This window comes from Belliella baltica DSM 15883 (genome assembly GCF_000265405.1).
In the GTDB taxonomy this organism is placed as follows: Bacteria; Bacteroidota; Bacteroidia; order Cytophagales; family Cyclobacteriaceae; genus Belliella; species Belliella baltica.
Map to the genome: position 1 here is coordinate 3,696,007 of NC_018010.1, position 15,448 is coordinate 3,711,454.

A 15,448-nucleotide genomic window follows, 5' to 3' on the forward strand; every position below is an offset into this window, starting at 1 on the left:
CACTCAAAAGACCTGTCATTTTGTCGGTATTTCCTTAATTTCGCAGATTGAAATTGAAATTACATGGAAAACATTATTAAAGACATAGATATCATCTCAGCAGAAGAAGCACAAGCCTGTGATTATAAGACAACTGAAGATGAAAATACGGGTAAAGCCAAAAAATTGTATATTGAATCTTATGGATGTCAGATGAATTTTTCTGATTCAGAAATCGTCGCTTCCATTATGAAGGACAATGGTTTTGATACAACATCAGATTTCCAACAAGCAGATGTGATTTTCTTAAACACTTGCTCTATAAGAGAAAAAGCTGAACTTACAGTAAGGAAGAGGCTTTCTCAATTTAATAATATAAAGAAAAATAAACCTGAATTGACCATCGGAGTATTGGGCTGTATGGCTGAGCGCTTGAAAGAAAAACTCCTTGAGGAAGAGAAATTGGTTGATGTGGTCGTTGGTCCAGATGCCTACCGAGATCTTCCGAACTTGGTGTCAGAAGCAGAGGATGGCAATAAAGGTGTCAATACTTTTCTATCTAGAGAAGAGACCTATGCTGATATCTCACCTGTGAGATTGAATTCAAATGGAGTAAGTGCATTCATATCTATCATGCGTGGATGTGACAATATGTGTTCGTTTTGTGTTGTCCCTTTCACCAGAGGGCGAGAAAGAAGTAGAGACCCCCACTCTGTCGTCCGAGAAGCTCAGGAATTATTCGATAAAGGCTTCAAAGAAGTGACACTCTTGGGACAAAATGTAGATAGCTACAAGTGGTCTCCTGAAGAAAACAACAAAGCAAGATTAAACAAAAAAGATGATGTCAGCACGATAATTAATTTTGCTCATCTTTTGGAAATGGTTGCCCAAGTTAGCCCAAAACTTCGAGTAAGATTTTCCACTTCCCATCCCAAAGACATTACAGATGAGGTTTTGCATACCATGAAAAAGTATGACAATATCTGTAATTACATTCACCTTCCTGTTCAGAGTGGTAATTCCAGAGTCCTGGAGATGATGAATAGAACCTATGACAGAGCATGGTATCTAGAGCGTGTTTCAAAAATCAGAGAAATCTTGGGAGAAGAATGTGGAATCTCTTCAGATATGATTACAGGTTTTTGCTCAGAAACAGAAGAAGAGCACCAAGATACTTTGACTTTGATGGACATTGTAAAATATGATTTCTCCTACATGTTCTACTATTCTGAAAGGCCAGGAACTTTAGCTGCGAAAAAATATGTGGATGATATACCATTGGAGGTAAAAAAGAGAAGACTGAATGACATCATTCAAAAACAAAGTCAACTTTCTGAAGAAAGAAATAAACTTGATGTAGGGAAAATCCAAGAAATCTTGATTGAAGGTGCATCTAAAAGATCTGAAGAGCAATTAAGAGGAAGAAACTCAGCCAATAAAATGGTAATTGTAAATAAGGGAAATCTAAAAAAAGGAGATTATGCTCTTGTGAAAATTACTGACTGTACTCCTGCTACATTATTTGGGGAAGTAATTTCCTGATTAAAACTATCAATATGATCACAGCATCAGAAATCCAAAGTGTCAAGCAAAGATTTGGTATCATAGGAAATAGTCCATTACTTAATCACGCCATTCAAGTGGCGATGCAAGCTTCTCCTACCGATATGACAGTCTTGATCACTGGAGAGAGTGGAAGTGGTAAAGAATCCTTCTCAAAAATCATTCACTCTCTAAGTGTTCGAAAGCATGGGAAGTTTATCGCTATTAATTGTGGCGCCATCCCAGAAGGAACAATTGATTCAGAACTTTTTGGTCACGAAAAAGGATCTTTTACAGGCGCACATGAAGCAAGAAAAGGTTATTTTGAAGTAACTGATGGAGGTTCTATATTTTTAGACGAGATTGGGGAAATGCCATTGGGGACACAAGCCAGATTACTACGAGTTTTGGAAAATGGTGAATTTATAAAAGTAGGTTCATCCAAAGTTCAAAAAACGAATGTAAGAGTGATCGCCGCCACAAACGTGAATTTGATAAAGGCCGTTGAAAAAGGAAAATTCAGAGAAGATCTATACTATCGCCTAAATACTGTTCCGATTTTTGTACCACCACTTCGAGAGCGTGGTGAAGATATCGTTTTGTTATTCAGGAAATTCACGACTGATTTTTCGGAAAAATACAAGGTTAAACCGGTGTCTTTGGATGAAGATGCTAAAACACTGTTGATGAAATTCCCATTTCCTGGAAATATTAGACAATTAAAAAATCTGGCAGAACAAATATCATTATTAGAGCAAGAGAGAGAAATCGATGCCGCTACACTAGGTAGATATTTACCAACAGAACAAACTAGACTCCCCGCAGCATATACTGGTTCGGGTTCTGGAAATGAAAGCAGCACTGACTTTTCAGAAAGAGATATTCTTTACAAAGTCCTTTTTGATATGAAAAAGGACATGCATGAACTGAAAAAACTTGTTTTAGAAAGCTACCAATCTGGTGGACTTAATTCCACAATAATTAATAAACATCAAAATCTTTTTGAAGATTTAGAATCGCCTGTTTCATTTGATGAATCAAAATCTAATGTGCCTGCTGTAAACATACCTTTGGTAATTGACTCAAAAAATAAAAGCAAGGATGATAATTTGGGAGATTACGAAGATGATTATGAAAATGAATCTATAGAAGACATCATTCATGAGGAAGATGATAATTCGCTGTCGTTAGAGAAAAAAGAAAAAGAAATGATTATCAAAGCATTGAGAAAGCATAATAATAAAAGAAAATATGCCGCAGATGATCTTGGAATCTCAGAAAGGACGTTATATAGAAAAATCAAACAGTATGACATCGATTAAAATACGAGAAAATGTCTTTTTGATGGTGATTCTTTTTATGCTTGGCATATCAGGATGCAGTGTCAGCTATAGTTTCACTGGTACCAATATCAATTATGATCTTACCAAAACTTTTTCCGTAGAAAATTTCTTTAACGATTCTGGAGGCGGCCCTGCCAATATGGAGCAGCAGTTTACTGAGTCTTTAAAAGATTTTTACCAAAGAAATACGCAACTAGAACTGGTAAGAAGCAATGGAGATATTCAATTGTCAGGTTCAATAACGAGGTATAACTTAACCCCACAAGCCACTGTCACGAGTACCGATCCCAATTCACCTGATCGAGCAGGACAGATGCGCTTGACCATTGTGGTTGAAGTAGAATATATAAATATGGCAGTAGAAGAAGAGAACTTGAAGAGAAGTTTTTCATTCTTTAGAGATTATGATCCGCGAACCACCTCGGTTTTACAAGTTGAGAGTGTTTTAATTGAAGAGATTTTTGAAAACATCATTCAGGATGTTTTTACCGCAACAGTTGCCAATTGGTAAAAATGCTTATATTCGGACATCAGAATTATTAAAAACGTGAACGCAGAACAATTTTTGAAAATAGTCAATCAGGGCGACAACCTGAATAGAGAGCAAGTAAATCAGCTTTTTAAGCTGCATGAAAACTTCCCGTATTTTCAAATTCCAAATGTTTTGCTTGCGAAATATGAAAACAAAAAAAATAAAGATGCTGGTAGCGAATTTTTAGCTTGGTCCGCAATCAATAGTCCAAATAGATCATGGCTCAAAAGATTGATTGAAGATCCAAATAGCATATCTGAATTATTTCAAGAAAATCAATCTCTTAGAATTGATCAAACTACTGAGCAATCCCCAGATATAGAAGAGGAGGATACTGAAAGTGAACTAATTCCTAAACCCATACCAGAGCAAAATCCAACCCAGAGGGCAGGTTTATTGAAAAAACTTGGTGAAAACCTCACTACAAACTCAAATTCTGGAGAAAAGGAAAGCCAAGAGAAAAAGAAGGAAGTAAAAAAACCGAGAAAAAAACGACCAGGTTCGGATGACTTAATAGAGACGATTAAGAAAAAAGAAAAGAAAGAGATCGTAGATGAAAAGAAAAAAGAACAAATTGATATCATCAAATCCTTTAGTAAAAAAGAAATTAAATTAGCTACTATTAAAGAAATAGAAAACTTTCAAAAGCAAAGCGACCTTTCCGAAAACAGCACACAACTTAACCCAAATTTACTTTCTGAATCCTACGCAAAACTACTTTCTAAACAAGGGAAAAATAAAAAAGCCAAAGAAATTTATCAAAAATTAATGGTGAAATTTCCAAATAAAAGCACTTACTTTGCGGACTTGATAAAAGAATTAGAAGAAAAAAGTTAAAAATATGTTTACCGTACTTATCAGCATTATAATCGTATTAGCAGTATTATTGGTTTTGGTGATACTTTCACAGAATTCTAAAGGTGGAGTAGGTTCTGCTTTTGGTGGTGGTGCATCTCAAATTATGGGAGTAACTAAAACTGGAAATATCCTTGAAAAATCAACATGGATTTTAGCACTTGCTATACTTGTGCTTTCATTAGGTTCTTCTGCTTTTTATACTTCTTCCAGTGTTGATTCTTTCAGTTCTCCAAATATCGAAAGTGCAAAACAACAAGTTGTAATGCCTCAATTCGATAACAGTGGAGAAGGAGAAAGTTTATTACCTTCTACTCCTTCAGAGGAGACCACAACCGAAGAAGGAAACCCTACAGAAGAAGAAACAACTGAAGAAAACTAAACCGAATCAAATTATATCAAAAGCCCTGCTGAAAAGTAGGGCTTTTTTTATTCTACATTTTTCAATAGAAGCCTTTTACTAATAGGAATCAAACTTTCTTGAAGTGGAATTTCACAGTTGGAATGAATTCGATATGTAGCAGGATTTGGAAGTTCTCTAAACTCTTTGACCAAACTCATTTTGATCTGCTCAAAAGTATTTGAAATAGACAAATGAACATTTTTTATGAATTGAAGCATCACGCTTTTAAATCGATCTTTGCTATTTTGAAAAAGACTAACTTTGTATTTATAAATAAACACCTCTTTAGACTTTTCTTGAGAAAGCATCACATAGCCTTCATTTTGATATAAAGGAGAAATCCCAATAGGTTCAATCAGCATTTCACTTTCAAGAAAATCATAAATATCCTTTCCCTCTTCGATATGATTTTTCAATAGAGGCAAAGCATACTGTACGATTTCCTCCAGCTGCTTCATCGTTTCATCAGGTATGAAGATAGGCTTATATTCAAGTTTCATCGTTTTTAAATCTGGACCTTCTAAGAGTTTTGGGAAAGCAGCTTTCAATTTTTCTCTGTCCTCTTCGAAAGATTTCAATTTACTATAATGATGAATTAAGTCTGCGAGTGGAGGGTATAATTTGACTTGCTTGAAATTCTCTCCGACTTCTTTAAGATAAGCGAGAAGAAGGTACTTTTTGTATTCGAAATCAATCCAACCTTCCGTGATCCAGTTTTCTGACAAATTTTTCATAGACTACAGATTTGTAGAAAATTTAAGAAAAAAAACTGACATCAATAAAAATGTATTCCGAAAAATTGACAGCCAAATTTTAAAAAAATACTTCCCTGACAGCCGGACAAAAAAGAATCCCGACTTTATGTCAGGAAAAATACATCTATCTCATTTGGCATAAAAAGTGAAACAGGGAGTTACAGTAAATTTTAGAACTAACTTTAATAAAAATTATAACTATGTCAAACGTGAACATCAAACCTCTTGCAGATAGAGTTCTGGTAGAACCTGCTGCAGCAGAAGAAAAAACCGCTTCTGGTCTTTACATCCCAGATACTGCTAAAGAAAAGCCTCAAAAAGGTACAGTTGTAGCCGTAGGTGGTGGCAAAAAAGATGAACCCTTGACTGTAAAAGTGGGTGATACTGTATTGTATGGCAAGTATGCTGGCACAGAACTTTCCGTGGAAGGAAAAGATTTTCTTATCATGAGAGAAGCAGACATCTTTGCAATCCTATAATCTATTTTTGTTTTAGATTTTTTCATCAAGCTATGTTAGCCAAAAAGAATCTATAACAAATCAGATTAATAATCATCTAATTCAATACAATCAAAAACTTAAAGAATTAAAAAATGTCAAAAGAATTATTTTTCAACATCGACGCAAGAGACAGACTGAAAAAAGGTGTGGATGCTCTTGCAAATGCGGTAAAGGTCACACTTGGTCCTAAAGGTAGAAATGTGATCATAGACAAAAAATTCGGTGCTCCAACGATCACCAAAGATGGTGTGTCTGTTGCAAAAGAAATCGAATTAGAAGAACCAATTGAAAATATGGGTGCTCAACTCGTAAAAGAAGTTGCTTCTAAAACTGCAGATGATGCTGGTGATGGAACTACTACTGCTACTGTTTTGACTCAGGCGATTTTCAATGTAGGTATCAAAAACGTAGCAGCAGGTGCTAACCCTATGGATTTGAAAAGAGGGATTGATAAGGCTGTCACAGCGGTAGTTGCTTCTTTAAGAGATAGCTCAAAAGCTATTTCAACTAGTAAAGAAATTCAGCAAGTAGCTACTGTTTCTGCCAACAATGACGAGGAAATCGGTAAAATGATTGCTGATGCAATGGAAAAAGTTGGTAAAGATGGTGTGATCACTGTTGAAGAAGCAAAAGGCACGGAAACTGAAGTAAGAACTGTAGAAGGTATGCAGTTTGACAGAGGTTACCTTTCTCCATACTTCACTACCAACACTGAGAAAATGGAAGCAGAATTGGAGAGACCTTACATCTTGATTTATGACAAGAAAATCTCTTCTATGAAAGAATTGCTTCCTGTATTGGAGCCAGTGGCTCAGACAGGCAAGCCTTTGTTGATCATCGCTGAGGATGTAGATGGTGAAGCTTTAGCAACTTTGGTAGTCAACAAAATAAGAGGTGCTTTGAAAGTTGCAGCTGTAAAAGCTCCTGGATTCGGTGATAGAAGAAAAGCAATGTTGGAAGACATCGCTATCCTAACAGGAGGAACTGTTATCTCTGAAGAAAGAGGTTACAAATTAGAAAATGCAACCATTGATTACTTAGGAACTGCTGAGAAAATCAACATTGATAAGGATAATACTACCATCGTAAATGGTGCTGGTGATCCTGCTGCAATTCAAGCTAGAATCGCAGAAATCAAATCTCAAATTGAGAAGACAACTTCAGACTATGATAAAGAAAAACTACAAGAAAGATTAGCGAAACTTTCTGGTGGTGTTGCAATTCTTTACATTGGTGCAGCCACTGAGGTAGAAATGAAGGAAAAGAAAGATAGAGTTGATGATGCTCTACACGCAACAAGAGCAGCTGTTCAAGAAGGTATTGTAGTAGGTGGTGGTGTTGCTTTAGTAAGAGCAGTATCAGCTTTAGATTCTCTAAAAGGAGATAATGAAGATCAAGATACCGGTATCAATATCATCAGAATGGCAATCGAATCTCCATTGAGAACGATCGTAGAAAATGCTGGTGGAGAAGGATCTGTTGTAATCAATAGAATCAAAGAAAACACAGGTAACTACGGCTACAATGCAAGAACAGATATCTACGAAGATCTGTTTGAAGCTGGAGTGATCGACCCAACAAAAGTAACACGCTTAGCTTTAGAAAATGCAGCATCTATTGCAGCTTTACTTTTGACTACAGAATGTGTGATCGCTGATGTGAAAGAAGAAGGTTCTAGCATGCCTCCAATGGGCGGCGGCGGAATGGGCGGAATGATGTAATTCAAGCCTAAACAAATAATAGAAAGGGAAATCATAATGGTTTCCCTTTTTTCATTTATAAAATTGCCCTTCTCTAACAATTACTTAAATAATTGAAGGGAAAATACAAACATTCTATTTTTATCGTAAGATTATAATTGTAATTTAGTCCGCGTATTAAAATCAAAAAATAACTTTTCTTACCGTTAGACTTAATGCATTCATATTACTCAATTATTTTAATTGATGATGACCCAATCAATAACTTGATCAACAAGCGATTGATATCCAAATTGGATATTGCAGATCAAGTTGAAGAGTTTTTGGAAGCAGAAAAAGCCCTAGCTCGGATTCAAAGCCTCACTGAATCAGAAAATACTCTAATTCTTTTGGATATCAATATGCCCGTTATGAATGGATGGGATTTTTTGAATGCTTATCTAAAGAAATTTAATGGCCGAAATGATAGAATAATTATGCTTTCGAGTTCCATAGATTTTCAAGATCGACAAAAAGCTAAGCAATTTACATGTGTGGAAGGATTTATTGAAAAGCCATTGACTCCAGAAAAATTCAAAAATCTTCTTTAACATGAGCCTGGAACCAACATCATATTCTGATAGAAGTTTAGAATTATATGTTTTCGGAGAGAATCATTTTGAGAAATATCATCTCAAAACCATTGCTGAATTAGAGGAAAAAATTCACCCCGAAAAAAAATGTTGGCTCAATATTTATAAAAAGAATGATAATACTATTTTTCAAGAGATATGTCAGCATTTTGATATTCACCCAGTAGCGTTTGATGACATAGACAATCTTCAACAAAGACCAAAACTAGAGGACTTTGATAATTTTATTTTGATTGTGAGCAAAATGCTCTACACTAGAAGTGATATCGATCACTTGGAAGTCGAACAGGTCAGCATAGCATTCAATAAGCACCTAATCATTACCTTTCAGGAAAATGAATATGATATTTTTGATCCAATTCGAATCAGGCTAGAAAATCCAAATGGTAAAATGCGAAAATTAGCCTCTGATTACTTTGTATATACCCTACTCGATACAATCATAGATCAATATTATATCATTTTAGAATTGATCAGTGATCAAATTGAAAAGCTTGAAGACGAGATCATTAGTCAAGATAAGAAAATCGAATTAGTCGATATTTATAGACAAAGAAAAACACTCCAAGAAATCAAAAAAAACATCTGGCCTACTCGGGAATTGGTATCTGCTTGGAGAAAATCAGATAGCTCATTTGTAACAAAAAAGACAACACCATTTGTCAATGATCTTTACGAAAACACAGTAGAAATTATAGAAAACCTTGAAATGCAGAGGGAATCAATCACAACTTTGGTTGAAATCTTTATGACAAATATCAGCTTGAAGCAAAACGAGGTCATGAAAACGTTAACTATAATTGCAACAATTTTTATCCCTTTAACTTTTATAGCAGGCGTATATGGAATGAATTTCGAATACATGCCAGAGCTAGGTTGGAAATATGGCTATTTCACTAGTTGGATATTTTTTATAATAGTTTCTATCGTAATGGCAATATATTTCAAAAGAAAAAAGTGGTTTTAGCATTATCCTCAATTAAAAACCTATTTCATTAGCACTCTTTAATAATAAAGCTAATTTTGTAATGATATTTCAAAACAAACATGAATTCATTGCAATATTGTGTAATAAAGATAGGCTCTAATGTACTAACTCAAGAGGATGGAAATCCAGATTTATCTAGAATTCAGCATCTCGTTTTCCAAATTACTTTTCTTCGTCAACAACAAATCAAAGTTATTTTAGTCAGTTCCGGTGCTGTTGCATTTGGAAAAAAAGAAATTCAGCTTCCTGAAAAGTTAAATCCAATTCTAAAAAAGCAAATTTGGTCATCAACTGGACAAATTGAGCTTATTCAAACTTATAAAATGTTGTTTAAAGAGCATGGAATTCAAGTTTCACAAATCTTGGTGACTAAAGAAGATTTTAGGGATCGGAAGCATTTTCTCAATATGAAAAACTGTATTCAAGGTCTAGTTTCACAAGATATCCTACCAATTATAAACGAAAATGATTCAGTCGCCATCACGGAATTGATGTTTACCGACAATGATGAATTAGCTAGTTTAACAGCCGCTATGGTCAACGCCGACTCCCTCGTCCTACTCACCAACGTAAATGGAATCTACACAGGAGTACCAGAAGAAAAAGGCTCTAAACTGATCAAGTATGTTGGGCGAGAAACAAATGATTTATCATCTTTCATTTCTGCCTCAAAATCCTCATTTGGCAGAGGCGGAATGTTGACAAAGCTCAACATGGCTAAAAAATCAGCAGATTTAGGTATTCAGGTTTTCATTGCAAATGGCAAAAAAACAAATATCCTAGAAGATATTTTTTTAAAAAAGGGAGAGTACACCTTTTTTGAACCAAACAGGTCAAAACAAAGTACCAAAAAATGGCTCGCACATGGTGAGCGATATTTTGTTGCAGAAATCATCATCAATGAAGGTGCGAAAACAACGCTATTTAATCAAAAAATAGCCAGCCTTCTTCCAGTTGGAATTATAATGATATCTGGAGAATTTAAAAAAGGTGACATCCTTTGCATAAAAGACAATTCAGGAAATTTGATTGGACTGGGTCGTGCTGAATACAATTCAATCGTAGCAAAAGAAAAAATAGGACTGAAAAACCAAAAGCCAATCATCCATTACGACTACCTTTATTTAATTCATCATGACTGATCTTCAAAAACAATTTTACACTGTTCAAAAATCAGCCAAAAAGTTAAACCAGCTCAGCGAACAACAAATCAAAGGAACCTTAGATTCTTTGGTAGAATTGACCTTAGAGCATATTGATACTATTATTGAAGCCAATCAAAAAGACTTGGCTAAATTACACGTAAACGATCCAAAATATGATCGGCTAAAACTCACAAAAGAAAGAATTCAGGGAATCATTGAAGAGATTAAACAAGTAAAAAGTTTGGAGAATCCTTTGGGTAGAATTCTCGAAGAAAAAATTCTAGAAAACGATTTACATTTAAAAAAGGTAGCAGTTCCCCTTGGTGTCATTGGAATCATATATGAAGCTCGTCCAAATGTAACATTTGATGTATTTTGTATTGCTTTGAAGTCTGGAAATGGATTGATTTTGAAAGGAAGTACTGATGCTGAATATTCAAATCAAGCCATCATGAAATTGATCCATCAAGCGCTTCTGTCAAATGATATTCCTGAAAACGCATTCTTATTACTTCCTTCTGATCGCAGTGCCACTTTTTCGCTCCTACAAGCTGTTGGATTTGTAGACCTTATCATCCCAAGAGGCAGTCAAAAACTCATAGAATATGTACGATCAAATTCAAAAGTTCCTGTGATCGAAACAGGAGCAGGAATAGTCCATATCTATTTTGATAAATCAGGTGATTTAGAAAAAGGAAAATTAATATTATTCAATTCAAAAACAAGAAGACCGAGTGTCTGTAATAGCTTGGACTGTTTGATCATTCATGAAAAACGCTTATCCGATATCAATGAATTAGTCAAAAATCTATTAAATAACGAGGTGCGAATATTTGCTGATGAAAAATCTTATAAAGCTTTAGATCAACATCCTTTAATTCAGGCAGCTAATGAAAGTCATTTTGGAACGGAATTTTTATCCTTAAAAATGGCCATTAAAACAGTAGCAAGTCTTGATGAAGCTCTTGAGCATATCGATCTATACAGTTCTAAACACAGTGAAGCAATTATTTCAGAGGATTCTCAAAGTACAGAAAAGTTTTTGAACCTAGTAGATGCAGCAGCAGTTTATTCAAACGCTTCAACAGCGTTTACAGATGGAAATCAATTCGGAATGGGTGCTGAAATTGGTATCAGCACACAGAAGCTTCATGCTAGAGGACCAATGTCTCTACGAGAATTGACCAGTTACAAATGGATCATCGAAGGAAATGGTCAAATCAGGTAGAAGTATCTATTTTTGATCCCAATTGGGATTATAAGATAATTTCCCTAGTCCATATAAGTAAAGAACTTTTGAATATCGTAAAAATGCTGGAAGTAGAAGTAAGTTAGCCATTAGGACTGTAGCAACATATACCCACACATCAGGATCATCAAAAAGGTAATTGAGAATAATTAGGACGTTAACGACCAAAGCAACTGAAAAGGCATAGCTAATATACATCGCTCCATAAAAAAAATCTGGTTCCGGAACTAAAGTGGCATTACATACAGGGCAGTTAGAATGAACATCAGACAACTTTCTATAACTCAACATTGAAGTTGGAAATAGCTTTCCTTCTCTGCACCTTGGACAGCAACCTTTAAGCATTGCTGCTCCCAAACTCTTGTTTTTCATCTCTTTTAATCTTTGCTCAAAGATACTAAAAATAGCCGATTTGGATGTAATTTTAGCTACTTTCACCACTCAAACGAAGACTTAAATTCTATTTATTTATTAAAAAAAGTATATTTGTAGCATGATTAAAGTGTTTAGGAAAAGTAAAATTATTAATCTCATCACTTTGGTGTTGATAATAAATTTTATCAACCTTACTGCTAACTTTTATCATCCACTTCATCTAAATTCAGTCGAGCAAAATCTTATTGACCCTATTGATACATTAGCTGAAATTGTCGTTGAATTTATTTTTGAAATGGATAATCAAATCATACCTGATACTGAAGTCCCAAATGAAAAAAGAAAAATCCCAGATATCAAATTAGTATTTACTAAGACAGAAGTTAAACTCGTTAGTTTTTTCACTTTAAAATCAAACAAATGGGAAGTTTTTAATGACTTTACACTAACTACCGGTATAAAAAAAGTCTCCACTCCTCCACCGGAACTTTTCATGAAATATTTTATTTAAAATTCATCCAGTTCCAAATAGGTTGAATTTCATCAATCAGAACCTTTTCTGATTGAAAATACTATTTCATCATTTCAAATACTAAAAATTTAATGTTACAACATATTATAAAATATAGCTTGTTATGCCTTTGCATAACAGGAAGTTTCACTGTGTATTCACAAGTAGTTGAAAGTGACAGTACTAAAAATGAAAAATTACAACTTGATAGCATCTTTTTAGCAGAGTTTGAAGAGGTGAAGTCAAAGCAAAGAACAAAAATACTTCATGCAGAACCTTTATACATTGATTTAATACGTGATCTTGGAGCTCGGAAAGGAGAAAAAGAATGGAATCTAGGTGCAGGAATGACCGACAAAAGTGGTTTTGATGAATATGAAATTTTAGTCGAGTACGAATGGGCTCCAATAGATCGATTGGGATTTGAAATAGAGCTTCCCATCACCTTGTTCTCAACTAGAGGAGAGCTATCACCAAATTTAGAGCGACCATCAAATCGCATTGAGTCGTTAAAGTTAGCTACTCAATGGTCATTTCTTGTTTCCGAAAAGATAAAAACCACCCTAGCACTAGGATATATTCATGAATTTGAATTTGTAGATCTTAATAGATTAGGAGGTGCAGATTTATTCAAAGGAAATATTTATAACCCATTTCTCATAGCTGCCAAAAGATGGGGAAGCAATTATCACACTTTGATCTATACAGGTCCAAGAATCGTGAAAGAGTTTAATCAAAGAAGAGAGTTGGCTTACGAATTACATAGTAATTTTCACTATATGATTCCTGGAACTCGAAATTTTATAGGTTTAGAATTCAATAAGGAATTTCATCATAATGAATTCATTGGTGTTTTACGTCCTCAAATGAGAGTTGGATTAGCAGAAAATCTTATGGTGGGAATCGTTACTGGAATTCCCATAAGCGGGCAGGATAGAAGTATGAGTTCATTTGTTAGAATAATTTATGAACCTGGATTTAAAACATTTCACTAAAAAAAATGGCTCTGTTTTGATCAGAGCCATTTTTATTTCAAAATCTTTTCGGAACCAAACCATTCCCTTGATCTATGCATTCATCAAGTTCATAGTCTTTTCCTATTCCCCAACGGAGAAGCTCCTCCATGGTATATATTTCTGTGGTATCTAAGTCTTTAACTTTAAAATTTGATCCGGATAGTCTAGCTATTATTTCCAGTTTTCTTTCCTCACCCATATTTCTAAATTCATAAACTCTTCCTACACGAAGGTTGTCCAATGCAATTGCCATAATCAATCTAACTTCAATAAATTAATTCTTTTAACAGGTCCAGGGCAGAAATTGTTGTGACAAGCCAAACAAGAATTCACTAGAGATTTGTAATTTTCAGAGAGTAATTCTTCATTGCTAGTCTCAAGTTGCTTTAAGCTAGCCAAATAAGCTATCCCCATTGTTTGGAAAGTTTCTGTTTTGACTCCAATATCTGTGGGCTTTGCAGTCAGCAGTTTTTTATGTTTTTCGATATAAGTGCTAATAGCCTTGCCTTCTTCAACAGAAATTCTAATTTCTTCCATGTCAAGAAACATTTCTCTCATCAATAATGCTAAAGGAGCATCTTGATTAGGGTATTTTATAGCCTCATTTTCTTTGACCTGAACTTGATCATTTCCGCAAGAAAAAAGCAGAAAGACTACTGAGGAAAATAAGAATTTATGCATTTTCCTTAATAATAACTCCAACCGCTTCAAAAGCATATTCTAATTTAGGAGCGGTAATGGCATCTATTTCTTCTTTAGATTTGCCAGCATCCTCAGCATAATGTTTCAATGTCGCTACATCAGTTTCTGATTTTGTAGCTATCCCTTCAATGATAACTGGATAGCCTTGAGAAGTCAAAGGAACAAAGAATCCGTAATCTTTGAAAGTCACTCTCATTGTTTCACCATTAGGAAGGTCTAAGGTCATCCAGCAGCCCTTTTTGGAACAAACTTCTTTGATTTGACCTATTACTTTTCCTTCAAATTCACCTTTAGATGCTAACTCATCATACATTTGAGAGATTGACAGCACTTCCACTTCTTCCACTACAGCTCCATAATTTCCAGGAACTTGAGCTGTAACCGATCCTTCTATAGGTTCAGACTCTACTTTAGTAGAATTGTTACAGGCAAAAAAAATTGGAAGCATCAAAATTAATAAGAACTTACTTTTCATTATCTTAAGGGTTAAATTTTACGATGCATAAAAGTAATCACAATTTGAAATATACGTATTACTGAAAATCAATTATTTAATTTATCAGCAAAAACTTTTCTGAATTTCTCGACTTTAGGTCTAATCACAATTTGACAATAAAGCTGCATTCCATTATCATTAAAGTAATTTTGATGATAATCTTCAGCCACATAGAAATTAGCAAATGGTGTGATTTCAGTTACTATTTTCTTATCAAAAGCTCCTGACGCATCCAATTTCTCTTTATAAAATTCTGCAACTTCCTTCTGCTTTTCATTGTGAAAGAATACGGCAGATCTGTATTGAGGGCCCACATCTGCTCCCTGTCTATTTAAGGTAGTTGGGTCATGTGTAGACCAGAAAATCTCAAGAATCTCTTCAAAAGAAATGATATTTGGGTCAAAACTAAACTGAATCACTTCAGCATGTCCAGTCGTACCTGAGGTCACTTGTCTGTAACTTGGATTATCTATATGACCTCCACTATACCCAGACTTTACCCCTTCTACTCCTTTCAAGTCTTGATAGATCGCTTCTATGCACCAAAAGCATCCAGAACCTAATGTCGCCAATTCCATGCCTTCTGGAGCAATAGCTTGAGTTTGTGGGATTTCTTTCATAGATCTATTCTTTTGTTGTGAATGTGCTTGATTTAGGGAAAATACAAATAGGATTGTGATTAGAAAAAGATTTTTTATGATATACAATTTTCTTTCTAACCAAAA

The 15,448-nt window shown here is 34.6% G+C and carries 19 protein-coding genes; 13 read left to right on the plus strand and 6 right to left on the minus strand.

Going from position 1 to position 15,448, the window contains the following annotated elements:
- The first annotated feature begins 63 nt into the window (after positions 1 to 63).
- The 5 genes from miaB to secG are packed head-to-tail and all read left to right on the plus strand — an operon-like array spanning position 64 to position 4,633.
- Complete coding sequence (gene miaB / locus BELBA_RS16745) at positions 64 to 1,521, plus strand: tRNA (N6-isopentenyl adenosine(37)-C2)-methylthiotransferase MiaB (RefSeq protein WP_014773861.1); 1,458 nt, start codon at positions 64 to 66, stop codon at positions 1,519 to 1,521.
- Positions 1,522 to 1,535: 14 nt separating this feature from the next.
- Complete coding sequence (locus BELBA_RS16750; RefSeq protein WP_014773862.1) at positions 1,536 to 2,843, plus strand: sigma-54 interaction domain-containing protein; 1,308 nt, start codon at positions 1,536 to 1,538, stop codon at positions 2,841 to 2,843.
- Entirely contained in the window at positions 2,830 to 3,375 is a 546-nt protein-coding gene (locus BELBA_RS16755) for an LptE family protein (RefSeq protein WP_041779735.1), read from the plus strand. Before BELBA_RS16750 ends, BELBA_RS16755 begins: the two co-directional genes overlap by 14 nt.
- Before the next feature lie 36 nt (positions 3,376 to 3,411).
- On the plus strand, positions 3,412 to 4,233 hold the full coding sequence (locus BELBA_RS16760) for a hypothetical protein (RefSeq protein WP_014773864.1): 822 nt from the start codon (positions 3,412 to 3,414) through the stop codon (positions 4,231 to 4,233).
- 4 nt (positions 4,234 to 4,237) lie between these two features.
- Positions 4,238 to 4,633, plus strand: coding sequence for a preprotein translocase subunit SecG (gene secG, locus BELBA_RS16765; RefSeq protein WP_014773865.1), 396 nt, complete (start codon positions 4,238 to 4,240; stop codon positions 4,631 to 4,633).
- A 47-nt stretch (positions 4,634 to 4,680) separates the two neighbouring features.
- On the opposite strand, the gene BELBA_RS16770 is transcribed toward secG, so the two are convergent.
- Positions 4,681 to 5,388 (minus strand): hypothetical protein, encoded by a 708-nt coding sequence (locus BELBA_RS16770; protein ID WP_014773866.1) that lies wholly within the window; start codon positions 5,386 to 5,388, stop codon positions 4,681 to 4,683.
- A gap of 221 nt (positions 5,389 to 5,609) precedes the next feature.
- Here BELBA_RS16770 and BELBA_RS16775 point away from each other — a divergent pair, with 221 nt between their 5' ends.
- From BELBA_RS16775 to BELBA_RS16800, 6 genes are all read left to right on the plus strand, one after another.
- The gene (locus BELBA_RS16775; protein ID WP_014773867.1) at positions 5,610 to 5,888 is read left to right on the plus strand and encodes a co-chaperone GroES; all 279 of its coding nucleotides are present in this window, start codon (positions 5,610 to 5,612) and stop codon (positions 5,886 to 5,888) included.
- 113 nt (positions 5,889 to 6,001) lie between these two features.
- Positions 6,002 to 7,630: a chaperonin GroEL gene (gene groL / locus BELBA_RS16780; protein ID WP_014773868.1), complete on the plus strand. Its 1,629-nt coding sequence runs from the start codon at positions 6,002 to 6,004 to the stop codon at positions 7,628 to 7,630.
- 194 nt (positions 7,631 to 7,824) lie between these two features.
- Positions 7,825 to 8,199, plus strand: a complete 375-nt coding sequence (locus tag BELBA_RS16785; protein WP_014773869.1) for a response regulator — start codon at positions 7,825 to 7,827, stop codon at positions 8,197 to 8,199.
- Between the two features lies 1 nt (position 8,200).
- Entirely contained in the window at positions 8,201 to 9,208 is a 1,008-nt protein-coding gene (corA, locus tag BELBA_RS16790; RefSeq protein WP_014773870.1) for a magnesium/cobalt transporter CorA, read from the plus strand.
- Between the two features lie 80 nt (positions 9,209 to 9,288).
- Complete coding sequence (proB, locus tag BELBA_RS16795) at positions 9,289 to 10,371, plus strand: glutamate 5-kinase (RefSeq protein WP_014773871.1); 1,083 nt, start codon at positions 9,289 to 9,291, stop codon at positions 10,369 to 10,371.
- Positions 10,364 to 11,602 carry a glutamate-5-semialdehyde dehydrogenase gene (locus tag BELBA_RS16800; RefSeq protein ID WP_014773872.1) on the plus strand — a complete coding sequence of 413 codons (1,239 nt, stop codon included), beginning with the start codon at positions 10,364 to 10,366 and terminating at the stop codon, positions 11,600 to 11,602. The genes proB and BELBA_RS16800 overlap by 8 nt, the downstream gene beginning before the upstream one ends.
- Positions 11,603 to 11,608: 6 nt before the next feature.
- On the opposite strand, the gene BELBA_RS16805 is transcribed toward BELBA_RS16800, so the two are convergent.
- A complete protein-coding gene (locus BELBA_RS16805) occupies positions 11,609 to 11,995 on the minus strand; it encodes a DUF983 domain-containing protein (RefSeq protein ID WP_041779737.1) in 387 nt (128 codons plus the stop codon).
- A 121-nt stretch (positions 11,996 to 12,116) separates the two neighbouring features.
- Between BELBA_RS16805 and BELBA_RS19165 the strand changes: the two genes are divergently transcribed.
- Positions 12,117 to 12,509, plus strand: a complete 393-nt coding sequence (locus BELBA_RS19165) for a hypothetical protein (protein ID WP_014773874.1) — start codon at positions 12,117 to 12,119, stop codon at positions 12,507 to 12,509.
- Between the two features lie 92 nt (positions 12,510 to 12,601).
- Positions 12,602 to 13,504, plus strand: coding sequence for an HAEPLYID family protein (locus tag BELBA_RS16815; RefSeq protein WP_014773875.1), 903 nt, complete (start codon positions 12,602 to 12,604; stop codon positions 13,502 to 13,504).
- A 37-nt stretch (positions 13,505 to 13,541) separates the two neighbouring features.
- On the opposite strand, the gene BELBA_RS16820 is transcribed toward BELBA_RS16815, so the two are convergent.
- From BELBA_RS16820 to msrA, 4 genes are all read right to left on the minus strand, one after another.
- Positions 13,542 to 13,778 carry a hypothetical protein gene (locus BELBA_RS16820; RefSeq protein WP_014773876.1) on the minus strand — a complete coding sequence of 79 codons (237 nt, stop codon included), beginning with the start codon at positions 13,776 to 13,778 and terminating at the stop codon, positions 13,542 to 13,544.
- 2 nt (positions 13,779 to 13,780) lie between these two features.
- A complete protein-coding gene (locus BELBA_RS16825; RefSeq protein WP_157466116.1) occupies positions 13,781 to 14,206 on the minus strand; it encodes a hypothetical protein in 426 nt (141 codons plus the stop codon).
- On the minus strand, positions 14,199 to 14,702 hold the full coding sequence (locus BELBA_RS16830; protein ID WP_014773878.1) for a DUF4920 domain-containing protein: 504 nt from the start codon (positions 14,700 to 14,702) through the stop codon (positions 14,199 to 14,201). Before BELBA_RS16830 ends, BELBA_RS16825 begins: the two co-directional genes overlap by 8 nt.
- Before the next feature lie 68 nt (positions 14,703 to 14,770).
- Entirely contained in the window at positions 14,771 to 15,343 is a 573-nt protein-coding gene (gene msrA, locus BELBA_RS16835) for a peptide-methionine (S)-S-oxide reductase MsrA (RefSeq protein WP_014773879.1), read from the minus strand.
- Positions 15,344 to 15,448 lie beyond the last annotated feature (105 nt).